This is a genomic window from Fructilactobacillus hinvesii (assembly GCF_024029435.1).
GTDB classification, from domain to species: Bacteria; Bacillota; Bacilli; order Lactobacillales; family Lactobacillaceae; genus Fructilactobacillus; species Fructilactobacillus hinvesii.
The window spans coordinates 377,153-399,152 of record NZ_CP097118.1; the positions used below are offsets into that span (position 1 = coordinate 377,153).

Annotated in this window: 20 protein-coding genes; 9 read left to right on the top strand and 11 right to left on the bottom strand. The window is 41.1% G+C overall.

Annotated features, from left to right (window positions below; translation table 11 throughout):
* Position 1 precedes the first annotated feature (1 nt).
* The 4 genes from M3M39_RS01790 to M3M39_RS01805 are packed head-to-tail and all read right to left on the bottom strand — an operon-like array spanning position 2 to position 3,197.
* A complete protein-coding gene (locus M3M39_RS01790) occupies positions 2-460 on the bottom strand; it encodes a hypothetical protein (protein WP_252797520.1) in 459 nt (152 codons plus the stop codon).
* 8 nt (positions 461-468) lie between these two features.
* Positions 469-1,629, bottom strand: a complete 1,161-nt coding sequence (locus M3M39_RS01795; RefSeq protein WP_252797521.1) for an ABC transporter permease — start codon at positions 1,627-1,629, stop codon at positions 469-471.
* The gene (locus tag M3M39_RS01800; RefSeq protein ID WP_252797522.1) at positions 1,619-2,302 is read right to left on the bottom strand and encodes an ABC transporter ATP-binding protein; all 684 of its coding nucleotides are present in this window, start codon (positions 2,300-2,302) and stop codon (positions 1,619-1,621) included. The genes M3M39_RS01795 and M3M39_RS01800 overlap by 11 nt, the downstream gene beginning before the upstream one ends.
* Positions 2,292-3,197: a hypothetical protein gene (locus M3M39_RS01805; protein ID WP_252797523.1), complete on the bottom strand. Its 906-nt coding sequence runs from the start codon at positions 3,195-3,197 to the stop codon at positions 2,292-2,294. Before M3M39_RS01805 ends, M3M39_RS01800 begins: the two co-directional genes overlap by 11 nt.
* A gap of 860 nt (positions 3,198-4,057) precedes the next feature.
* On the opposite strand from M3M39_RS01805, the gene M3M39_RS01810 reads away from it, so the two are divergent.
* Positions 4,058-4,633, top strand: a complete 576-nt coding sequence (locus M3M39_RS01810; protein ID WP_252797524.1) for a helix-turn-helix domain-containing protein — start codon at positions 4,058-4,060, stop codon at positions 4,631-4,633.
* Positions 4,634-4,741: 108 nt separating this feature from the next.
* On the opposite strand, the gene M3M39_RS01815 is transcribed toward M3M39_RS01810, so the two are convergent.
* Genes M3M39_RS01815 through M3M39_RS01825 form a run of 3 tightly spaced genes read right to left on the bottom strand, consistent with a single transcriptional unit; the run spans position 4,742 to position 7,435 of the window.
* The gene (locus M3M39_RS01815) at positions 4,742-5,677 is read right to left on the bottom strand and encodes an aldo/keto reductase (RefSeq protein ID WP_252797525.1); all 936 of its coding nucleotides are present in this window, start codon (positions 5,675-5,677) and stop codon (positions 4,742-4,744) included.
* A gap of 4 nt (positions 5,678-5,681) precedes the next feature.
* Positions 5,682-6,068, bottom strand: a complete 387-nt coding sequence (locus tag M3M39_RS01820) for a DUF488 domain-containing protein (RefSeq protein ID WP_252797526.1) — start codon at positions 6,066-6,068, stop codon at positions 5,682-5,684.
* A 23-nt stretch (positions 6,069-6,091) separates the two neighbouring features.
* On the bottom strand, positions 6,092-7,435 hold the full coding sequence (locus tag M3M39_RS01825; RefSeq protein ID WP_252797527.1) for a dihydrolipoyl dehydrogenase family protein: 1,344 nt from the start codon (positions 7,433-7,435) through the stop codon (positions 6,092-6,094).
* A 139-nt stretch (positions 7,436-7,574) separates the two neighbouring features.
* Here M3M39_RS01825 and M3M39_RS01830 point away from each other — a divergent pair, with 139 nt between their 5' ends.
* Positions 7,575-8,015: an NUDIX domain-containing protein gene (locus tag M3M39_RS01830; protein ID WP_252797528.1), complete on the top strand. Its 441-nt coding sequence runs from the start codon at positions 7,575-7,577 to the stop codon at positions 8,013-8,015.
* A 74-nt stretch (positions 8,016-8,089) separates the two neighbouring features.
* On the opposite strand, the gene nrdI is transcribed toward M3M39_RS01830, so the two are convergent.
* The 3 genes from nrdI to M3M39_RS01845 all read right to left on the bottom strand — a co-directional run bounded on the left by nrdI (position 8,090) and on the right by M3M39_RS01845 (position 13,037).
* Complete coding sequence (gene nrdI, locus M3M39_RS01835) at positions 8,090-8,563, bottom strand: class Ib ribonucleoside-diphosphate reductase assembly flavoprotein NrdI (RefSeq protein ID WP_252797529.1); 474 nt, start codon at positions 8,561-8,563, stop codon at positions 8,090-8,092.
* 12 nt (positions 8,564-8,575) lie between these two features.
* Positions 8,576-11,608: a YfhO family protein gene (locus M3M39_RS01840; protein WP_252797530.1), complete on the bottom strand. Its 3,033-nt coding sequence runs from the start codon at positions 11,606-11,608 to the stop codon at positions 8,576-8,578.
* A gap of 64 nt (positions 11,609-11,672) precedes the next feature.
* On the bottom strand, positions 11,673-13,037 hold the full coding sequence (locus M3M39_RS01845) for a hemolysin family protein (protein ID WP_252797531.1): 1,365 nt from the start codon (positions 13,035-13,037) through the stop codon (positions 11,673-11,675).
* A gap of 207 nt (positions 13,038-13,244) precedes the next feature.
* On the opposite strand from M3M39_RS01845, the gene M3M39_RS01850 reads away from it, so the two are divergent.
* Together M3M39_RS01850 and M3M39_RS01855 are read left to right on the top strand one after the other, a co-directional pair.
* Positions 13,245-13,670 carry an Hsp20/alpha crystallin family protein gene (locus tag M3M39_RS01850; protein WP_252797532.1) on the top strand — a complete coding sequence of 142 codons (426 nt, stop codon included), beginning with the start codon at positions 13,245-13,247 and terminating at the stop codon, positions 13,668-13,670.
* Positions 13,671-13,819: 149 nt separating this feature from the next.
* Entirely contained in the window at positions 13,820-16,168 is a 2,349-nt protein-coding gene (locus M3M39_RS01855) for an HAD-IC family P-type ATPase (protein ID WP_252797533.1), read from the top strand.
* 81 nt (positions 16,169-16,249) lie between these two features.
* On the opposite strand, the gene M3M39_RS01860 is transcribed toward M3M39_RS01855, so the two are convergent.
* Positions 16,250-16,765: a flavodoxin gene (locus M3M39_RS01860; RefSeq protein WP_252797534.1), complete on the bottom strand. Its 516-nt coding sequence runs from the start codon at positions 16,763-16,765 to the stop codon at positions 16,250-16,252.
* Positions 16,766-17,092: 327 nt separating this feature from the next.
* Here M3M39_RS01860 and M3M39_RS01865 point away from each other — a divergent pair, with 327 nt between their 5' ends.
* The 5 genes from M3M39_RS01865 (at position 17,093) to M3M39_RS01885 (ending at position 21,999) form a co-directional block, all read left to right on the top strand.
* The gene (locus tag M3M39_RS01865; RefSeq protein WP_252797535.1) at positions 17,093-17,899 is read left to right on the top strand and encodes a manganese catalase; all 807 of its coding nucleotides are present in this window, start codon (positions 17,093-17,095) and stop codon (positions 17,897-17,899) included.
* Positions 17,900-18,337: 438 nt separating this feature from the next.
* Positions 18,338-19,099: a nicotinamide mononucleotide transporter family protein gene (locus M3M39_RS01870; protein WP_252797536.1), complete on the top strand. Its 762-nt coding sequence runs from the start codon at positions 18,338-18,340 to the stop codon at positions 19,097-19,099.
* The gene (locus M3M39_RS01875) at positions 19,096-19,689 is read left to right on the top strand and encodes a CPBP family intramembrane glutamic endopeptidase (protein WP_252797537.1); all 594 of its coding nucleotides are present in this window, start codon (positions 19,096-19,098) and stop codon (positions 19,687-19,689) included. Before M3M39_RS01870 ends, M3M39_RS01875 begins: the two co-directional genes overlap by 4 nt.
* 328 nt (positions 19,690-20,017) lie before the next feature.
* The gene (locus tag M3M39_RS01880) at positions 20,018-21,034 is read left to right on the top strand and encodes an ABC transporter ATP-binding protein (RefSeq protein WP_252797538.1); all 1,017 of its coding nucleotides are present in this window, start codon (positions 20,018-20,020) and stop codon (positions 21,032-21,034) included.
* Positions 21,031-21,999, top strand: coding sequence for an ABC transporter ATP-binding protein (locus M3M39_RS01885; RefSeq protein WP_252797539.1), 969 nt, complete (start codon positions 21,031-21,033; stop codon positions 21,997-21,999). Before M3M39_RS01880 ends, M3M39_RS01885 begins: the two co-directional genes overlap by 4 nt.
* Position 22,000 lies beyond the last annotated feature (1 nt).

Below are 22,000 nucleotides of genomic sequence, written 5' to 3' on the forward strand. Positions count from 1 at the left end.
ATTACATACCTAATATTAATAGTATCAATAATTCAGGAAAAAATACGTACTTATTAAGTTCTTGTTTTTTTCTTTTAGACTTATAATATTTATAACTAATTGTTCCAATAATAAATAATGAAATAAAGATAGTTAATATATGGGAAAATTTAGCAAAGATACATAATGCTTTAATTAAAAAAATAATTCCTAAAATTAGTGTAATGTTCTCATTATCATTAACTTTATTTTTCTTCATGTTTCTATAGCTTTTTTTATAGATTATTTTATATAGTATCGTTACAATAAATTTTATTAATAATAAACTACAAATTCCAGCAAACAAAGCCATAAATATATTTTCGTTTTTATTTTCTATAAGTTTGGTGCTTTTTGATATAACATTATCAAAAAGGTAATATGATGCAAAAGAAATAATATAAAATAAGCTTATAATAAATTGATTGATAATTTTTTTCATATTTTCTCCTATAGAATGTCAATTAAATTTTTTCTTGCTGCTGTATTGGCAGGAATAATTCCAAAAATAATCCCAATTGAAACAGAAACTCCCACAGAAATTAAGATTGCTTGAAGACTTGTGATGGGCTTAAATGGTGCAAATAATCCAATAATATAACAAAATCCTTCACCCAACATTATTCCTCCTAATCCTCCTGTAAGAGTTAACATTGAGCTTTCAAGTAAAAATTGAAATCTAATGTCATTTTTAGTGGCACCAAAGGCACGTCTAATTCCGATTTCTTGACTACGTTCGGATATAGTCATGTACATTGTATTCATAACACCGATACCAGCAATAAATAGAGAAATACTAGCAACGAAGATTATGAAATAGGTAATATAATCAATAATTTTACCAAGAAATTTCATACCAGCATTTTTGTTCACTATTTTAAAATCAGACGTTGACCGATTAATCGACTTAGTTTTTAAAGTTTTAACTACTCTTTTTAATGTTGAGTCTTTATTAAATCCTTCATTAATATATAAATTTATAGTATCTTGATTTGGATTGTTTCCGTAGTTTTTTATATATGTCTTTTGGGGAATTAGAACATCTGCTTCAGAATTTGAAGAAAAAACACCATCAATAGTATAGCCTTTTTGATTGATAAAAATAATTTTTTGACCATGGCTATATTTTTTGAGTTTTTTATTTAATTTATTTGAAATCAAAATATGATTTGATCCAATGTCGAATGAACTTCTGTTAATTTCAGAACCTTTTATAACTTCAAATCCTTCATTATTATTCCTAATCGTTGCATTTTGATCAGTATATTTATTTCCAATTTTAACCTTGATGGATACTGGCATATCACTATTAATTTTTTTGACTTTTCTTATTCCAGGTAAAGACTTAATTAAATTTAGATCTGAATTAGTAAAATAGCTTGAACCATTAATATCATTATTTCTATCTTGAACCAGAACTTGTCCGTCTGCATTCCCAGATGAACCAAAACTATTAGCTTTCTCTTTTAATCCATTACCTACTGACATTATTGTAATAACGGCACCTATTCCAATAATAATTCCTATAATAGTTAAAAAATTTCTACCTTTATTATTGAAGAGGGCCTTAAATGATGTTAAGGAAATGGATTTTATTTTTTTAATCCTCATATAATACTCCATCATTTACTTTAAAAAGTCGATTTCCAACGGTTGCCAACGTATTGTCATGTGTAACCATAATGATAGTTACTTTATCATTATTATTTAAATTTTTAAATAATTCTATTACGTCTTTAGTATTTTGTGAATCTAATGCGCCAGTTGGTTCATCAGCAATAATCATTGAAGGTTTGTTTATCAACGCTCTAGCAATAGCAACTCTTTGTTGTTGACCGCCAGATAGTTCATCGGGATAATTATTTTTTTTATCATTAATGCCTAATTTAGTTAGTAAAATATTTAATTCTTGCTCTTGATCTTTATCATCGTTCTTGATGGAATAAGTAGTTGGAATTTCAATGTTCTCTTTTACGGTTAAGTTTTTAATTAATTTAAAATTTTGAAAAATAAAACCGATATTTTGATTTCTTAATTCAGAGACTACATTGTCATTTTTTTGCTGATAATTTTTACCGTGAAACTTATATGTTCCATCATATTTTTGATCTAAAAATCCCAAAATATTTATTAAAGTACTTTTTCCTGATCCAGAGTGTCCCATTATTACTGCAAAATCTTCTTTATTAATCTTTAGTGAGATATTCTTTAATATCTGAATTTTTTGTTTGCCTGCTAAATAATATTTAGAAATACCTTTTAAACTAATAAGATTATCGTTCATTTTTAGGTAACTCCTTATAATTTAAAAGAATTTTATCTCCAACCTTCACATTACTTTCATTTTTAAGAACCCAATCGTTGTTCTGCTTTTCTATTTCATTTTTGACTTTACGATATTTTCCGTTTTTCTTGATATAAATGACATCTTTATTAACAGCAGTATCTGGGATTATGATTTTATCAACGGGAATTTTAATTTCAATTGAATTATCATAATTAAATTTACGTGCTGATTTAATTAATATTGAATAACTCTTTGTGTTAGAATCCGTTAGCAAAGAAATATAATCTATTTTTCCAGTAGCTTTTTTCCCGGTAGATTCTTCTAGTAAATTGACATCTTTATTTTGACAAATTGTTTGTAAATCATATTGACCGATGCTAGTGTTGATAAATTGCGATGATGAAATAAACCGGGCGTTTTTTTTATCCATTGGATCAAGTTGAATATATCCATTAAACGGAGCTAAATAATCATGAATATATAATTTTTGTGATAAATCATTTATTTGTTTATTTATTTCATTTATTTTAATTTGATCATCAACTGATTGATTTGAATTTAAATTATTTTTTTCAGATGTTAACTGTTTGATTTTTAAACTTGTATTATCATCAGTATTTTTATAGCTATAACTCCCAATTGGCTCTCCCTTACGAACAAATCGTCCATTATTTAATGTTCCGTATAATAAGTGTGTACTATTAGGAATGTTATTAGATATTTTAATTTCTTTTGCGGGTTTAACAACACCATTTAAAATGAGATCATCAGATTTTTCAATTTTAAAATCAGTATATTTAGTTTTTTTTGTAGAATTTTCAATTAGAGTTACTGATATAAAAAAGACAATGATAGATATTATTAACAGTGTTAAAGATATTATTTTTTTCATAGATACTCCTTTATAGATTAGTTATTAAAAGCTATGTTCATGTTATAATTACAAATAAGGGAGGGGATTATATGTGGTTCTTTTTAGTATTATTAATATTAGTAGTACAAGTTATTCTATCTAAACAATCAAAGTTATTTTTTATAGGATTTATAGTACCTGTATTATATTTACTATATTTAGTCTATATTTTAATAACAAAAGATATTAGTATATGGATTTGGTTAGTCATATTAATAATTGGAGAAGCCGTTTTATTAGAAATTCAATATACTGAATATAATAAGCATAAAAAATAGATTCAATAAATTTTTAATAAAAAAGATTGCCAATTTTAGCAATTGGCAATCTCCTTAAAACTCTTTACCACCAACCACGTTGATGACCAAAGTCATAAATAGACGAAGCTGTTACTCCACGTTCAATCCATCTCCAGATTGTTCCGGAATGTCTATAGATAACTGGTCCAATCCATTTAAGAAGCTTCAAAAAAGTAGCCATATAGAATACCCTCCTTTTCACAAATATTTTTCTGTTAAAATTTTTTATTCCCTTAAAATAAAAAATTTAACAGTAATACATAAAGAATTTAATAATTCAATTACAAAAGATTAACCCTTCTTAATTGAATTATTGTCAATAATGTAATATATATTCATGATTCTATCTAGCTAAGTTTAGTTAATAGCATTGCTTTTATGGGTTACAAATTGGTGACAAACTTTGTATTGTAGGCTTTTAACGTGTCTACAAATTTTACCATCCCTGAAGGAACTTTCTTATAGGACTTAGCTTTTTGTATAAGAATAAGAACATTATAGTCACCTCCAATTTAGTTATTTTTTAAAAGAAGGGTTATTATGAATTTATCAAAAAAGATAAAAAAAGCAAGAACAGATTTAAATTTAACTCAAAGTGAAGTTGCAAAAAAGTTAAATATATCTAGAAAAACATTATCTAGTTGGGAAAATGAAAGAAGTAATCCTGATCCAGATTCTTTAAAACAATTATCATCTATTTTAAAAATAGATATTAATGAGTTATTAAATATAGAAAAGCAAGATCATAAATCTCAAAAATCCAGTAAAAAATTTCACTTTGGACAAGTTTTATTTGGATTAAATGCCTTAACTTTATTAATTAATTGCTTAGTTTCATTATTTACTTCTAGTAATTATTTTGGATTGACTTTAATGGAGCTGATTTTAGTTATATTCACACTACATTATTTTAAAATTAAAAATATAAAATTAACCATTCCTTATGAAGGTTTATCAATACTAGTTACATTTATTGTATCTATAATAATTTCTTGGTATCATTTAGATTCATTAAACAATGGACTAAATGTTTTTAATATTACAGGAATGCTTACAAAATCAATTATTTTAACGATATGTTTTTATTTTATTCTGGTATATTTGTATAATGACTGAATTAAGTTGTAAACAAAGTGAATAATACTGTTAATATAACAAAAAGGTTCCAATCAATATTTTTATCGATTGGAACCTTTTTAACTATTATGATAATTAGGCAATTAATTACCGTAAATTCGTATCAATTGCTTCATATTCGTCGTCAGTCAGGTCAATTTGTAAAGCCTTGGCATTGCTTAAAACCTGTTCGGGGTGTTTAGCACCAGGAATTACGACTGAAACGTAAGGGTTCTTAATGTACCAAGCTAAAACCAGTTGAGCCACCGTGGCGTCGTGTTCCTTGGCCATTGGTTTCAAACTGTCGACCGCTTTGATAATTTGCGAGAACCGTGGTTCTTGGAAGTTCGGATCCTCGTGGCGGATGTCATCTTTTTCAAACTTCGTTTCTTCGCTGTACTTACCGGTTAACAGACCGGAAGCAAGTGGGAAGAAGGGCACAAATGAAATCTGGTTTTCTTGTAAGTAACCAAACCGTTCCTGTTCCGCATCGCGAGCAAACGGGTTATATTGTTCTTCATCCACGTCCACGTAACCATCGCGGTTGGCTTCGCGCAGTTGATCCATTGAGAGGTTGGAAACTCCAATGGCTTTAATCTTACCAGCTTCTTTGAGTTCTTGTAGAGCAGCTACTGCATCGTAAAGGGGCGTTTTGCCGTCCGGAAAGTGAATGTAGAAAATATCTAGGTAATCGGTTTGCAGCCGTTTCAAACTATCTTCCACGCACTGTTTCAAGTGTTCTGGAGAGTCGTCAACGACTACATCACCACTTTCCGTCACCTTTTGACCACCCTTCGTCGCAATTTGAATTTTGCTGCGGTCGTAGTCCTGGATGGCTTGCCCGATTAATTCTTCGGAACGACCCAGTCCGTAAGCAAAGGCCGTGTCGAGCAGTGAAATGCCGTTATCAAGGGCGGTTTTCACAATTTTAATTCCGGTTTCATCGTGGAGATGCGGGAAGAGGTTGTGACCTCCAACCGCGTTCGTTCCTAATCCCAAGGGGGTGGTAGTTACGTCTGATTTTCCAATTTTAACTGTTTGCATAAACTTACTCCTTTCGTAACAGTGCTTGAATGGCAGGTTGCCGTTGGAGGTATTGCAGGAGCACCACTGCTTGATTGTGTTCCTGGTCTTTGGCTCCATACAGTAAAATAACGTTCGTAGTCTGCAGTTGCTTAGCTACCTCCGTTACAAAGGCCGGCGTTTCCGGATTCTGCTCCAATTCCTGGAGATAACGAGTCTGAAACTCGGGAAACCGGTCCTTGATGTGGTTAAACCACTGGCGGAGTTCCGTCGTGGGCGCAATCGCTTTGGCCCAGTCGTCTAAAGCGGCGTTCACCTTGGAAATCCCCCGCGGCCAGTGTCGGTCCACCAGAATCCGATAGCCGTCGTGATCTACTGTTTTAGTGTAAATGCGTTCGATGGTTAGCTGCATGACTGCTTCCTCTCTACCGTTTTTTAGAGGTGGTGTTTTGTTTCTGATTCAATGGTTGGGAATAACGTGATGAAGTCATTCATCTTTTCTGGATCAATGTGGTATTCGATGAATGGCAGGACGCTGCCGATGGAGTTATCCGCTTCGGAACTAATTTCAGTCATTCCCACGAGGTAACCTTCCTTGTCAAAGACCGTGATTGTCTTACCGTGGTTGGCCCGCATTGCTAATCGGAACCAGTCTTCACTCAAGTCAACTTCTTTGACGTCGTATTGATCTGGGTGAGCTTGAGCTTCGTCTGGAGTTACTCCAACTTGGGCGATCCGTGGGGAGGAGAAGACGGCACTTGGAACGGCTGGGTAGTGGATAGCATCAGTTGTTTTACCAGTGAAGAGCTTCGTGAGGTAGAGTCCTTCGTAAATGGCAGTTGGAGTTAAACGACCGACTTCCTTATCAACCACGTCTCCAGAGGCGTAGATGTTGTTAACGGAAGTTTGTAAGTGATCGTTAACTGCAATTCCCTTATGTGGATCGTATTCAACGCCCACTTCGTCTAAACCAATGTTTTCAACGTTTGGTAAGCGACCCGTGGCATCTAAGATCCAGTCACTCGTAACGTTGCCTTGGTTGGTTTCTACTTGGAAACCGTCTGCTTGCTTCGTAACCGCACTTGGAGTGACGTTCTTCATGATCGTAACGCCCTTGGCTTCTAAGTCTGCCAACAGGTCAGCCACAAATGGTTGGTAGAATTGCTTCAAGGCGTGGTCGTGGTGCAGCATCAAGGTAACCTTAGTCCCAGCAGTGGCTGCGATGGTAGCAAACTCAATCGCAATGTAACCACCCCCGATAATCGTCAACCGGTCGGGTTGGTCAGCAAGGTTCAAGAAGTCGGTTCCGTTGTGCAAGTATTCTTTACCTGGAATATCTAACTGGTGGTAGTGGGCCCCAGTGGCAATCACAATTTTGTCGGCAGTGTAGTTCTTACCATCTACCGCAATCGTGTGTTCGTCAACGAGCGTTCCCTTGCCATGGATTAATTCGATTCCGAGGCTTTCAAGACCGGAACCAATGGCGTTCGGAAGGGCATCAATCACTTTGTGTTCGTGTTCGTAATTGGCCTTCCAGTCGATGGTCGTGGTTCCCGTTAACCCATTGCCTTGCATTTGATCCACCGTTTCTTTCACCTTGACCGGCATGTCGAGGGAAATCTTAGCGTTACAACCCCGGTTCGGGCAGGTTCCACCAATTTTGTCGGCTTCAATCATTCCGAGCTTAAAGCCAGCTTGAGCCAGTGGCATAGCACCGTTAAAGGCCCCGTGTCCACTTCCTAAGTATAATACATCAAATTGATATTTTTGTTCTGCCATTGTGATACTCCTTTTTTATCAGTAAACTGAACTTGTGATACTAACCTTAAAATAGCAAAAAAACCGTAGTATCGCAATTAAACCGCCTTTATAAAAGGTATTTAGAAATTAAATTGTTCTAAAGAGAGAAGGACGAAAAATGGAACGTTATCGCACCAAGTCAGCCGTCTTTGCCATCATTGAGCAACAAGGCCAACTCCTCCTCCAACAACGGTTTCAAACCGGGATTGGGGACGGACACTATGATTTAGCTGCAGGTGGTCACGTGGAAGCGCAGGAATCCATGAAGCAAGCGCTGGTTCGTGAACTGCACGAGGAGCTCGAGCTGACCGTCAATCCAGCGGACTTGGAATTTGCCACCTTAATGCACGTGAACTACGGGAATGACACAGTTTATTACTGTGGTTACTTCGTGGTGAAAAACTATCAAGGGACGCCTAAGATCGCAGAGCCAGATCAGGCTTCGCAGTTGAGCTGGTATACCATTGCTGCTTTACCAGACGAGTTACTGTGGGACCGGCGCCGCGCCTTAGCCAATTACCAACGCGGAATTAGCTACGATGAAGTGGGCTGGGACTAAATGTTTAAGAAAGCAAAAAGCCATTCGTGTTATGACACGGATGGCTTTTTGACTGAATTTAGGTAGTGGAAAGGCTACTTAGCCGTTAAAACTTCTGCACTGCGAGCCACCATGTCGGCGTAAATGCGGTGAACGTCCCGGTCGGTACCACGGAGTTCAAAGTCCGCCAGAAACGGGACGTGAAACATCCGCGAGTAACGTTTCGCCGTCAAGCAGTATTGAGCGTTGAAGTTTTTGTTACCACTGCCAAAGATCCCCAGACAGAGGCGAGCGTTGTTTTTGTAACCAATGTATTCGCCGAGGGTGTTGGTTAACAATTCTGTGACCCCACTGCCAATTCCGTCACCACCGTCTAGGTAAGTCGGAACGGTCACGAAGTAGGGTTTGGTTTCTACAGCAAAATCGGTTTGATCACTGATTTCGGTTCCCTCCACGAGGGGATTAGCGGGATCTTGCTCGTGTTGCTGGTGGGCGTAGGCCGTGAGATTATCCACAAAGTTACGGGTGTTTCCTTCGATTGAGATATACAAGATGCGCATTGGTTCCATGATAAGCCTCCATTAAGAATGTTTCCGTTTAAAAATGAGCCACGTAATCAGACTAATTCCGAGGACTAGGATACCACTAATTCCAGTGATGATGCTGCCGACGAACAGTCCTGGAGTGCGGTATTGTAGGGCAACGTGGTGTTTACCTGCCGGAATGATTCCGCCGACAAAGCCGTCGTTAACCTGTTTGGTCGGAACGGTTTTGCCATCGACTTTTAATTGCCAACCGGTAGAGTAGGGAATCGAAGTTGTGAGGACGGAAGCCCGTGGTTGGTCACTAATCCCGGTGACCTGGTTTTTGGCAATTTGGATGTGACGTAACCGTTGGTTTTGTAACTGGCGAATCTGCTGGGTATAGGCTTTTTTCATTGGGACAGCAATTAGACGGGCGCGCTTAAATTTAATTTGGCTTACGCCTTCATAGTTCAGGGTAACTTCCGAACGAGACTTGGAGGAATAACCCAAGTTTAAGAGGGCGTTGTGCTTGGGCACGTAGTTAGAAAGTTCGTCCGTGCCCAGTTGCGTTACGGCGTTACTCATGCCCTTGGTTTTAGCCACCAGCTTAAAGCTCCCGTTGTTATCGGTTTGCAGGTTTTGCCGCCATGCGGTTAACCGATCCATCCCGGTCAGAGGTTGGTTTTTCACGATGGCGAGGCGGTGTGCGATGTTTTGCTGTTCGGTTGCACTTGGAGCACTTGCCTTAATCCCGTCTAATTCTAAGTAGAGCTCTGCGTGTTTAGTTAGCTGAGGTTGTTTTAACTTCAGGGTCACGGGATGGTGTTTGCCCCAGACGTCCGTATTTAATTCATATAACCCAGTTCGATTTTGTTGCTGTAAGTCCAACTGACGATGCTGATTATCGGTCAGCACCTGATTGAGTTGTTGTTGGCTAGGATAACGCGTGTTAAAGGAGGGAGCTGTTTTTCCGAGCGAAGATGTTGCTAGCTGGTCCGGGGTAGTAATCCAGTCTTCCTTTTCCAGCTTCGTGGCATAGGTCACAGACCGTTGCTGTGATTGCGGTTGGACCTGCCGGATGCCCGGCGTTGCTCCAGGAACCACGGCTCCGGTTAATAAGGATTGTTCTTTATCAAGGGGGTTCAGCTGGTTCCAAGTTTTAGGAGTGATTACCTGAGTTTGACTGTACATCAATGGTAGCGCGTTTCTGTTCTCCGCTAAAATGGTTCCTTCTGCCTGATTGGGTGGGAGCAGGGGATTTTGATTGGGGAACAATAACGGCTGGTGGTCACGCTTTTCCAGTAACTTGAATCCCGCTGGGAGACTGTGGTGTTGTTTTTGAGAGCGGACAAAGAGGTACTTAACCCCCATCAAAGCGGAAAGAGTGGACCGGTAGTCGTTTTGGGCCACGGGATCGTTGGGGGTGAATTGATTGTTGTGGACGTCCCGTTCGAGCTTACCGACGGCCCCATTTTCCACGGTGAGGTACGAAGCGATGTCATGGGTGCCCAGGTTCATGGGGACGTTAGAACTAGCGTTAAAGTAATCGGTGTTTAGGGATCGTTGCCGATCATCAGGAAAGTAGTGGTAACGGGGTCCAATGCTGGTTCGGTAGTTCCCCAGCCGTTTTTTCACGTACGTTTCCGCACCATCATAATAGTTGTGGGTGTAGCCAGCAGCACTGCCTTTTGGTAACATTCCCCGGGCAAAGCCACTGTTATTAGGGCTGTAGTAACCTAATCCTAAGGCAATTAGGTTAACGGTCACTAACGCCAGCACGCTAGCGTAAATTACTTTCGGACGCCAGTGGTAATCCCTAGCGAGCCACAGGAGCGTTAACAGGGCAAACAGCAACAGATATTCAACCACGTCGTGGCGCTGTAGCCGAAGTAAGAAGCCCTTGCTGCCCCACAGTAAGACGAGCAGGACTACGGTACTGATGCCCATGATTAAAATATCCTTGCGGGTCAGGTGGCTGACGTGATCGGTGAAGATCGCAGTTGCTAAGCCCAGTGGTAATAGAGCGAGGGCTAGCCACCGGTTGGAGGGGGAAGCCAAGGCGTTAAAGGTGGCACTAACGGCCGGAAGGCAAATTCCAATGGCAATGAGAATAAACGCCACGTTTAGGTAGCGGTACCGTTTAAAGTGGGAGAAAACGTAGATGAGGGCGTAAAAGCTAATCCCGCTCATTCCAATGATGAGCCAGAAGGAGAAGGGTCCTCCGAGTCCCAAAATTTTACTGGGCAAGTTGAAGTAGTAGTTAGCGGGGTAGAACCAGTAACCGTTGGCAAAGGCTCCGGTTAGCCTCGTTGATTGGAGGGCATATAAAATGGTGGGGATGAACAGGATGGCAGAAGCCAAAATACCCAGTAGCACCGTGCCAGTTAGTTTAGCGAGCGACCGCCACCAGTGAAAATGAGGCTGTCCACGTAACATTAAACCGCGTAGCCCCACGTAGACTAAGCACCCGAGTCCCAGCATGTAGGCAAAGTAAAAGTTACTTAAAAAGGTAATTAAAACCGCCAAGAAAAGGGGGAACCACGAGCGGTTCTTAAAGACTCGTTCTACTCCGGCTGCAAGCAACGGAAAGAAGATTAACGGTAGCAAGAAGAAGGCGTGATGCATCCCCGCGTAAAGTGCAAAGCTCGAGAAGGTGTAGGTTAGGGCACTAATTAGCCGGCTGATCTTTCGAAACCGGAAGGAGTTGAGGTAAAACAGAAAGGCCAACCCGGCACAGTAAAGTCGTAGTAGAACCAACACACCGTAGCCAAGTTCAATTTGAGACTTCGGAAAGAAAACGATTAGGTAGTTAAAAAGATCTCCGACCACGTAGTAGGAGAAGCTGGTGAGCTGGTCGGCACCGAGCCCGAGGTCAAAGGACCAGTTGGTCAGTCCCTGAGTCGGATGCGTTAGAAAATGGGTTAATAAGGCTCTGAAGTTCACCAGAATGGGATAGTGCTGGGCAATTCCATCCAGACCCCAAATTAACGAGCGGTTGGTGAGGTGAAACGTCCACCAATAAGCGGCAATAATTACCGCAAAAATGACCGTATAGCTCACCCACACGGGGGTTTTGCGCAGCTTTTCCATCTAATTCAACTCCTTATGCTTATGGCTAATAAAAAAACGAGGTTCCCCTCGTTTAGTGGCAGTATTAATCAACGTCTTTTTGGTCTAACCCGGGAACCGGAACTTCAGTGACTTCAAACCAGTTAATGAACGAGTTTTCGTAATCGATAACCTTAAAGTTAAAGTGGCCGATTTGGACCACATCTCCGACCTTAATGTGAGGATAATGGTCGATAACAAAGCCAGAAATCGTAACGATATCGGACTCGTTAAAGTCTTTAATTTGGGTATCAAAGTACTTTTCAAAGTCATACGTATTGAGTTTCCCGCTGATCTTGTAAGAACCAGTGGCCTGTTTGAAGATGTAGGTGTGGCTAGACGGATCAATTTCGTCGCGGACCGTTCCAAACAATTCTTCGTAGATATCTTTATCGGTGATAATTCCGGAGGTTCCCCCGTACTCATCAATCACGACCACGATTGGTTGGTGATTCTTGATCATTTGTTGCAAGACGATTGAAATCGTGGTGGTTTCTGAGGTGGTATCAATTTTGCGAATTAAATTCGTAATTGGCTTTTCAGGATTGATTTGGGATTGCTTAATCAAATCATAGATGTAAACGTACCCGAGAATGTCATCCTTGTCGTTATCCTTCACAACTGGAAGCCGACTAAATTTAGTGCTGAGGTAGGCCTCAATGGCATCGTTAACGGTGTCATTGACGTCAATTGTTTTTAACTGGGTCCGGTCAATCATGATGTCACGCGCGGTCTTATCGTTTAACTCAAAGGCTCGGCGCATGTACAGATAATCGTTTTGTTCCAAGTCCCCGTTTTGGACGGCCGCCTTGGAAACGCTGAGAATTTCTGATTGAGAAAGGGCTTCGTCGTTTTCGTTGGCTACAGGTAAACCGAGCATCTTAACTACGCCAGAAGCGGACACGTTTAGTAACCAGACAAAGGGATAGAAGATGACGTGGCAGTAATGGAGGGGCGTGCTAACGACGTTTAAAACCTTAAGGGGCATGTCAATACTGAGGTTTTTGGGTAAAATTTCGGTGAAGACCACTTCGAGGTAGGTCAACACGATAATTCCCAAAATAGCTCCAATTCCGTGGGCTGTGGCACTAGGAGCGCCAACCCCCCCGTGACCGAGTACCTTGACAAAGACGTCGATGGCAAAGGTTTCACCAATCCACCCGAGAATAATTCCGGCTAACGAAACTCCCACCTGAGTGGTAGAAAGGTATTCGTTCAGGTTTTTCACCATGTGAAGTTCTCGGTCAAGTTTGCGTTTCCGCTTGGCGGACGTTTTTTCGTCGTCAAGTTCTTCTTGGAGGGCCGTGGTCCGGGTTTGTACGAGGGCAAACTCACAGGCCACGAAGAAGCCGGCACAAAAGAACGTGACTAAAATAATAACTAAGTCGATAAATATCGATCCAGTAACCAAAGTAGCATTCCTCTTTTCGTTGAATGTAAATAAGTACAAGTATTAGGCTTACGTACTGCTTATTTTAAACAGTTATCTCTTATTTTACCATAATATTGTAGAAACTACTTTGAAATTTCGGGCTAATTATTTGCCTCGCCACCATGATGGACCTACAATATAAACGTCAGGAAACTGATAGATTAATTGGTAAAGGGGTTTTTCAAAATGGCACGGAATGAAATTCAAAACAATGGTTACAATCCGTTAGATGATTTCTTTGGGAACTTTGGCAAGAGCTTGTTAAGTTCAGTTGCTGGAGACAACCGAATGAAGACGGATATCATTGAACACCAGAATGATTATGAAGTTGTCGTTGAATTGCCAGGCTTTAAGAAGCAAGATATTCATCTGAGTTATGATGATGGAACCCTTAGCATTCACGCCACCCACGATTTAAACGCCGAAATTCAAAATGACGATGGACGTGTTTTGAATCAAGAACGGCGCTCCATGGACGTTACCCGTTCGTTTTACTTGCCAGACGTTGACGACAAGTCCATTTCCGCTAGTTACGATGGTGGACTGTTGAAGGTGACTTTACCAAAGGCACCAAAAGACGAAGGCGACAACAACCAAATTGAAATTAACTAATTAGCTTGATTCAAACATTCGTTTCCTACGGGATTCGAATGTTTTTTATTTTTGCTTAAATTTGCGAGAAGACAGGAGTTTGCGCGCCCGTCCGGCTTTAGAATTCTGTATACTAGAGGATAGTAAATGAACGAAAGTGGGGATTTAGTATGCAAGCAGAAACTGGATTAACTAGCGCAGAAGTGCAAGAACGGGTGCGCCAGGGACGCAAAAATACGGAACCCAAACCCCTTACTAAATCAACCGGCCGAATTATTGCTGAAAACGTGTTTACCCTCTTTAACTTGGTTAACGTGGTGTTGGCAGTGCTGGTCTTTACGACCGGCAGTTATAAAAACATGCTCTTCTTGCTGATTGCAACGGTTAACACCCTAATCGGAATTTTCCAGGAGCTTCGTTCCAAACGACAGGTGGATAAGATGGCGTTATTATCGCATTCACCGATCACTGTGATTCGCAATGGCCAAGCAGTCCAGCTTGCGCCCGCGGACATTGTGCAGGACGATACTTTAAAAATCACGCTGGGAGACCAACTTCCGGTTGACGGGAAAATCATTGCCACCCAAGAACTGGAGGTTGATGAATCACAGATTACGGGGGAAGCGGATCCAATTACTAAGCAGGTAGGTGATCCAGTTACCTCCGGTAGCTTTGTAGTGAGTGGGAACGCCTTAGTTAAGGTCACAAAGGTGGGAGACGCTACCTTTGTTAACTCTTTAACGGCTAAGATTAAACCGACGAAACAAAATAACAGTCGTTTACTGCGGCTGATTAATCGAATTATTCGGATTCTGACGATTATCATCGTGCCGTTGGGAACGATTTTATTAGTGTCACGCTTTTTACACGGAGTGGGATACAGTCAAGCAATTTTAGGAACCGTGGCGGCCATGATGGGGATGATTCCCGAAGGACTAGTGTTACTGTCATCTGTAACCCTCGCGGTTTCGGCTTACAACTTAGCGCGCCAACACGTGCTGGTGCGGGATTTAGCCTCGATTGAAACCCTCGCGCGGGTGGATACCATTTGTCTGGACAAGACGGGAACCATTACGAGTGGAGATTTACAGTTTCGAGCCTTGCAGCTGGAAACGAACCGGTATTCAGAGGCAGAAGTTACTAAGATTCTGGGGTCGTTGGTGAACGGAATTGGCGATACCAACGAAACCGCGGCCACCTTGCAGCAACACTTTACCCAGCAACCGTACGCAGTGGAACACGTAATTCCGTTCTCGTCGGCGCGAAAATGGAGTGGAGCTACGCTTGCTGCAACGGGACAGTTTGCGTTGGGAGCCCCGCAGTTTGTATTAGATCTAACGGATACTCAACGTGAACAGGTAGCAAAATTGGCGCAGGCCGGAAACCGGGTTTTAGCCTTAGTTCAGGCTAACCAAATGACGCAAACGGAATTAACGGGAACGCAGTTGCTGGCATTTGTTTTAATTACGGATGTGATTCGTCCGGATGCCGCTTCGACGTTAGAATACCTGCGTAATCAAGGGGTTAACGTTAAGGTCATTTCTGGAGATGATCCAGTAACTGTCGCCCAAATTGCCCGAGCTACCAACATTTCGGGCTGGGACCAGCTGGTTGATATGAGTCGGTTATCAGAAGATGCCGATTATCAGCAGCTAACCGAAGGCTACACCATTTTTGGCCGGGTTAAACCGGCGCAAAAGGAGCGGTTGATTAAAGCCCTGCAACAAAACGGGCACACGGTGGCCATGACGGGAGATGGGGTCAACGACATCCTAGCTCTGCGTCAGTCTAACTGTGGAATCGCGATGGCCAGTGGAAATGAAAGTACCAAGAGTATCGCCGATTTCGTTCTCATGAATTCGAACTTCTCGGCGTTAATCAACGTGCTTAAAGAGGGTCGCCGGGTCATTAACAACATCGATAGCATTGCGTCCCTCTATCTGATTAAAACGATGTTCTCGGTCATGTTGAGTGTCATTTTTCTGTTTTTGGCCAAGGACTATCCCTTCCAACCAATTCAGCTAACTCCGATTAACAGTCTGATGGTTGGGATTCCGTCCTTCTTGTTAGCCTTAGCCCCAGCCTTTCACCCAATTAAAGATCGGTTTGTGGCTGGAATTACGGGAATTTCGTTACCGTCAGCGCTAACGGTGGTAATTAACATCCTGATTATTAACGGAATTGGAGTCTTCTTGCATTGGAACCAGTTACAGCTATCGACGCTCAGTGTGCTGATCACGGGATTTGTGTGCTGGCAGGCCCTGATTCTGGTTAGTCGACCACTTAATCCCTATAAGCTGACGGTCGTTTTCACCAGTATTACGCTGTTTTTGTTAACGTTTGTCTTTTTCCGACACTTCTTTGGATTTGCCATGATTTTCAGCTGGCCCCTAGGAGCCGTCGGACTAGGATTAATTCTGTTAATTAATCCCCTTTTCATCGGGTTACAACGATTCGTAAACTGGCTGATTCCACTGATTCAGATACTCAATCCCCACCGATTAATTAGCCATCAATAGGTTTTAAACTTATTTATTAATAAAACTAAAAAAGAGTGCTCATCAGTTTATGATGAACACTCTTTTATGTTAGCGTCATTTTTAGTTTTGGTGTAACCAATCGGTGACTTGCTTTTGGACGGTTTGCTGGTAAGTACCTTCAATCGCAAACGGCTGACCATCACTCTCGTTACCACCCTTAACAACGAGGCCTGCTTCCACCGTGGCTCCCTTAGTCAGAGCTTTGATCTGGTCAAAAACGGTTCCAGTTCCAAAGCCAGAGTTCGTGGCAAAGGGAAGGACCGTTTTACCGCTAAAGTCATAACTGGATAAGAAACTAGCGACCGGTTGGGGTAAAGCCATGTCCCAGGTTGGTGTTCCAAGGTAAATATGATCGTATTGTTTAAAATTAGGGACTCGGTTAGCCAGTTCAGGATTACGATGAGCTGCTTGATCAGCTTGGGCCTCAGTTAATTGGTCTTGAAAGTTCTGCGGTAACGGTTGTTTGGTTTGAATGGCAAACAAATCACCGCCGACTTGGGCCTGAATCATTTCAGCAATGGCCTTGGTGTTGTTGGTCCGTGAGAAATAAGCGATTAAATTTTTAGTTTGTGGCATCTAGAAGAATCCCTTCTGCTTCATTAATTATTTTACGATTTAATGATAGCACAATGATGAAGCAGGATGGAGTGCTAAAGCCTATTTTAATCGGGTTTGACGGCTTATCGATTGACCCCTTAGGAACCAGTTTCATAATCGGTAAAATTAATCGTTTGAAATTTTTTTGCTAAAAATGAGCTTTTTTAATAGACAGCTGAAATTCATCGTGATATATTTAATTGCGTGCGATACACAAGTGGGCAACTGCTTAACGTGCGGCATGAAAACTATTGGGAAGTAGCTAATGTGAGTTAGCTACGCGAAAGAACAGAAAGGATGTTTCTTATGTTTAAACACACACGCAAACTACAGTACAACGCCAAACCAGATCGTCCAGATCCATTAATGGCTCGTCGGCTTCAAGAATCATTGGGTGGCCAATGGGGAGAAGTTACTGGAATGATGTCATACCTTTCACAAGGTTGGTCTTCAACCGGTGACGAAAAGTACAAGGATCTTTTATTAGACACTGGTACTGAAGAAATTGCCCACGTAGAAATGATTTCTACGATGATTGCCTACTTGTTAGAAGGCGCTCCATTTAGTGAAAAAGACGCTGCTTACGAAAAGGACCCTGCTTTAGCTTCTGTTATGGCTGGTATGGACCCAGAACACGCCTTAGTTCACGGAATGACTGCTAGCTTAAACAACCCGAATGGTTTTGGTTGGAACGCTGGCTACGCTACTTCAAGTGGTAACTTAGTTGCTGATATGCGTTTCAACGTTACGCGTGAATCAGAAGCTCGTTTGCAAGTTAGTCGTTTGTACTACATGACTGAAGACGAAGGTGTTCGTGACATGCTGAAATTCTTGTTGGCACGTGAAACTCAACACCAACTTCAATTCATGAAGGCTCAAGAAGAATTAGAAGAAAAATACGGTGTAATCGTACCTGGTGACATGAAAGAAATTGAACACAAACAATTCTCTCACGTATTGATGAACTTCTCCGATGGTGAAGGTTCCAAGGCCTTTGAAGGACAAGTTGCTAAAGATGGTGAGAAATTCACTTACCAAGAAAACCCAGAAGCAATGGGTGGTATTCCTAAGACGAAGCCAGCTGACAAGCGGCTTCACAACGACCAAGGCTAATTTTTATCCTTTGGTTCAAACGAAAGACCGGGTCTGCATGAATGCAGACCCGGTCTTTTTTGTTTATTTTTTTGTAAATACCCGTGCCACGATGGTGATAATGGTTAATAATAAGGCAATACATAAGGACCAGCCCAAGGGTCCTTGGGGTGAATTATAGGCGAAAATGGGAATTAAACTATTAAATGCGTGCGTTTTAACAATATAAATGGGCACGATCCAACTAACCAATGTGATCACTAAGAGTATGTAAAAGTATCTTTTTTTCACGAAAGATTACCTCCGATTTTTAATTTTGTTATTAAATTAACAAATTTAATGAAGCAAAACAACACAATCGTGATAAACTAAGAGCGAATCTAAATACTTAGTGGGTTGCCATCCGTAAGTCGATTGTTTCTTCGACACGCCACTTAAAAAACAAAAGGAGATTAGATTATGCCATTATCCCAAAAACACAGACAACGAGTCATTAACTGGGCCTACCGAACGGCTGGTTCCAACTGGTTCGATTTACTGGGAGTTGCCATCGTATTGGTGGCAACGATTTCAGCTGGTTATTACGCGACCACACTCGCACAATCGCCGATTCCGTGGCTCCATGATAGTGCCTGGAAATGTTTTCCGTTAGGGATTGTATCCACGTTTTCAGCCGTATTGTCGGTACTATCAACGCGGTACGTGGGTAAGATTAACAACCTCGGGAATCTGATTGGTTTCATTAACATCGTGATTGCCGGTTTTGTCGACTATGCGTTGGGAAACTTTGGAGCGATTTATACCTATCCAATTTCGTTTATCCTGAATATGCTGGCTTGGTTTACTTGGAGGACGATTTTTAAAAACCGGAAAGGGAATGTTCCCCATGCTAAGATTGTCATGCCGTTAATCGCGGTTTTGGCCGTTTTAGTTAGCTTTGGAATTAACTACTTCGCGTTTCGCCAGGTTAATTTTCTGTTTATCATGACGTCGCTGGTATTCTCGTTCTCATTGATGGCTGATACTCTGAACGTCTTTAAGGTGAAATCGCAGTGGACCGCTTGGGGTGTTTATAACGTGTTACAGTTAATTCGAAACATCACGATGGGTAACTGGGCCAATGTCGGCAAGTACATTTACTACGTGCTTAACTCGATGATTTCCTTTGTGTACTGGAAGTTGACGGGGAAGACGCTTGCGCAAGTTAAGGAGTCTCAATGAAAATAATTGACCTCGGAAAAGCAACTTTCGTTCTTTTTTTAATCATTTTTGGAACGTCGCTACTAGCAATACTCTTAATGAAAATGAGGCCAATCTGGAACGAGCAGGCGCTTAAAATAACTCGTGATGGAATTATTGTAGGACTAATCCTTTGGTATGTGATGAAAAATCACTTAGTTAAAATACAGCCGTTGAATTTTAAATTAGATGGTATGGCACTGGTTGCCGGTTTGATTGTAGTAACTGGAGCAACGCTGCTAGCGCCTGATGAAGAAATGCAATTGTTGCCCTATCAATTTTTACAGATAGTGGTTTTTGCTCCAATTATGGAAGAAGTTATTTGCCGTGGCGTTATCTTTGGTAATTATGCTGCAAATCATCTCATGCTTGCTACCATTGTTTCGACCGTTATTTTTGTGGGGTTACATTTTTCAAGGAATCCCGTTGATTTACTAGAATTTACATTAGTTTCATTAATTCTTTGCTGCGTTCAATTTACCACTGGAAATGTTTTTAATTGCATCATGATTCATTCCTTGCTAAATATTTATTTACTAGTTGGAAACCAAATTCTAAAAGGATTTACGTAAGTAAGTATAAATTCAATCACGACCCCTGAAATCAAATTTTCAGGGGTCGCTTTTTGTTAACAATCATTTTCAAGCAGGAACAGATTGTGGATTAATTAGTTTTCCAAGCGGGAAATCCCGAGAAAAACGAAAATTTTCTTTCTTGGATAATCATCGTTAATTAAACGCATAAAAGGGGCAATGGAAGCGAATTCAAACTTAGGAAAAATTAAAGAAGTTCGGTAATTTCTTATAAAAAATTAAAAATTTGCCTTGTAAGTTAAGAAAATTCGTCCTACAATGAGTAAAATTTAAATTAAAGTTAAGTTATTGGTTTGGAGACGATTTTATGACAGCACCGACAACAAAACGGCAAACGCTACTAACGGTTAATAATTTAACCACCGCGTTCAAGATTGACGGCAAGTTTTATCCAGCGATTTCTGAAATTAACATGAAGATTAAACAGGATGAAATTTTAGCAATTGTGGGTGAATCTGGTTGTGGAAAGAGTACCCTAGTTAATTCGATCGTGGGGTTACAGGATCCCAAAGAAACTAAGATTAGCGGCGAAATCGACTTTGAAGGACAAGATTTAACCAAAATCGATGAGAATACATATAACCAAATTCGAGGCGCTAAGATTGGCATGATTTTCCAAGACCCACTGTCAGCCTTAGATCCGTTAAAACGAATCGAGGAACAGATTCAAGAAACCTTGATCTATCACACGGATTTGAACGCCAAGGAACGTCACGATCGGGTCTTAGAACTTTTGGATCAAGTTGGAATCGTTGATCCGAAACGAATTGCTCATCAATTTCCTCACCAATTATCAGGAGGGATGCGCCAGCGGGTCGTGATTGCAATTGCAATCGCATGTAAACCGGACTTCATCATTGCTGATGAACCAACTACAGCGCTTGACGTTACGATTCAAGCCCAGATCTTGGATCTCTTGCGGAGCATCCAAACCGAAAACCACGCCAGCATCATCCTAATTACCCACGACCTGGGAGTGGTTGCTGAAACGGCCGATTACGTTCACGTTATGTACGCCGGTAAGATTGTAGAAAAGGGAACGGTGGAACAGGTCTTTAACGATCCAAAGCATCCATATACCCGTTCGTTATTAAAATCAATTCCCCAAGCTGACAGTGAAAATGATGATCTCTACGTAATTCAGGGTTCTGTCCCATCGCTGCAAAAGATGCCAAAAACGGGAGATGCCTTTGCACCTCGGATTCCGTGGATTCCAGCGAGTGCCCATGAAGAACATCCAACGATGCACCGCTTAGAGGATGGACACGAAGTTCGGTGCACCTGTTACAAAGACTTTTACTTTAAGGAGGAAAGTGAAGCATGAGCTTGTTAACGGTTAACAATTTAAAAGTTCACTTTCCGATTCGGGGCGGATTCTTCAACCGCGTGGTCGACAAGGTTTACGCCGTTGATGGAGTGAGTTTCTCCATTGAACCCGGAGAATCGTTTGGCCTAGTTGGAGAATCTGGTTCCGGAAAGTCCACTACCGGCCGCACGATTATTGGATTAGAGAAAGCCACTGCCGGAAAAATCGAATTTGAAGGCCACCCAGTTGACACCAAACACGAACGTGAAAAGTTGAAATATGATCAAGCGGTTCAAATGATTTTCCAGGATTCCTTCTCGAGTTTGAATCCCCGGAAGCGGGTCGAAAGTATCATTGCCGAACCATTGAAAAACTTTGAAAAGTTAACGCCTGAACAGGAGAAAATTCGGGTGTTGCAACTGATGAAAATCGTGGGACTTGCTCCTGAAATGCTTTACAAGTATCCACACCAATTCTCTGGTGGACAACGACAACGGATTGGAATTGCCCGCGCCGTAGCCACGAACCCCAAGCTCATCATTGCTGATGAACCAGTTTCCGCTTTGGATTTATCGGTTCAAGCCCAGGTGTTGAACTTCATGAAGAAGATTCAACGAGAAATTGGGGTTTCTTACCTCTTCATCTCCCATGATTTGGGGGTAGTTCGGCACATGTGTGACCGGATCGCAATTATGAATCGGGGACAAATCGTAGAGATTGGGACTCGAAATGACATTTATCGCGATGCCCGTCATATTTACACCCAACGGTTATTGGCGGCCATTCCAAGCACGAACTTAGAAAAACGACAAAGTAACTTAAAACACCGGCAAGCGGTGGAACAAGAGTATCAAGCTCACAAAGATGATTATTACGATGAAAACGGACGTGCTTACCCTATGGTAGAGGTTAGTCCCGGACATCTCGTTTCATTACCACCCAAGGAAGCACTGCAATACAAGCAATTAAAGGAGGAAGACTAAT

Coding starts and splice junctions, on each gene's coding strand:
- M3M39_RS01790 (WP_252797520.1), bottom strand. CDS start 460: ATGAAAAAAATTATCAATCAATTTATTATAAGCTTATTTTATATTATT.
- M3M39_RS01795 (WP_252797521.1), bottom strand. CDS start 1,629: ATGAGGATTAAAAAAATAAAATCCATTTCCTTAACATCATTTAAGGCC.
- M3M39_RS01800 (WP_252797522.1), bottom strand. CDS start 2,302: ATGAACGATAATCTTATTAGTTTAAAAGGTATTTCTAAATATTATTTA.
- M3M39_RS01805 (WP_252797523.1), bottom strand. CDS start 3,197: ATGAAAAAAATAATATCTTTAACACTGTTAATAATATCTATCATTGTC.
- M3M39_RS01810 (WP_252797524.1), top strand. CDS start 4,058: ATGAATTTATCAAAAAAGATAAAAAAAGCAAGAACAGATTTAAATTTA.
- M3M39_RS01815 (WP_252797525.1), bottom strand. CDS start 5,677: ATGCAAACAGTTAAAATTGGAAAATCAGACGTAACTACCACCCCCTTG.
- M3M39_RS01820 (WP_252797526.1), bottom strand. CDS start 6,068: ATGCAGCTAACCATCGAACGCATTTACACTAAAACAGTAGATCACGAC.
- M3M39_RS01825 (WP_252797527.1), bottom strand. CDS start 7,435: ATGGCAGAACAAAAATATCAATTTGATGTATTATACTTAGGAAGTGGA.
- M3M39_RS01830 (WP_252797528.1), top strand. CDS start 7,575: ATGGAACGTTATCGCACCAAGTCAGCCGTCTTTGCCATCATTGAGCAA.
- nrdI (WP_252797529.1), bottom strand. CDS start 8,563: ATGGAACCAATGCGCATCTTGTATATCTCAATCGAAGGAAACACCCGT.
- M3M39_RS01840 (WP_252797530.1), bottom strand. CDS start 11,608: ATGGAAAAGCTGCGCAAAACCCCCGTGTGGGTGAGCTATACGGTCATT.
- M3M39_RS01850 (WP_252797532.1), top strand. CDS start 13,245: ATGGCACGGAATGAAATTCAAAACAATGGTTACAATCCGTTAGATGAT.
- M3M39_RS01855 (WP_252797533.1), top strand. CDS start 13,820: ATGCAAGCAGAAACTGGATTAACTAGCGCAGAAGTGCAAGAACGGGTG.
- M3M39_RS01860 (WP_252797534.1), bottom strand. CDS start 16,765: ATGCCACAAACTAAAAATTTAATCGCTTATTTCTCACGGACCAACAAC.
- M3M39_RS01865 (WP_252797535.1), top strand. CDS start 17,093: ATGTTTAAACACACACGCAAACTACAGTACAACGCCAAACCAGATCGT.
- M3M39_RS01870 (WP_252797536.1), top strand. CDS start 18,338: ATGCCATTATCCCAAAAACACAGACAACGAGTCATTAACTGGGCCTAC.
- M3M39_RS01875 (WP_252797537.1), top strand. CDS start 19,096: ATGAAAATAATTGACCTCGGAAAAGCAACTTTCGTTCTTTTTTTAATC.
- M3M39_RS01880 (WP_252797538.1), top strand. CDS start 20,018: ATGACAGCACCGACAACAAAACGGCAAACGCTACTAACGGTTAATAAT.
- M3M39_RS01885 (WP_252797539.1), top strand. CDS start 21,031: ATGAGCTTGTTAACGGTTAACAATTTAAAAGTTCACTTTCCGATTCGG.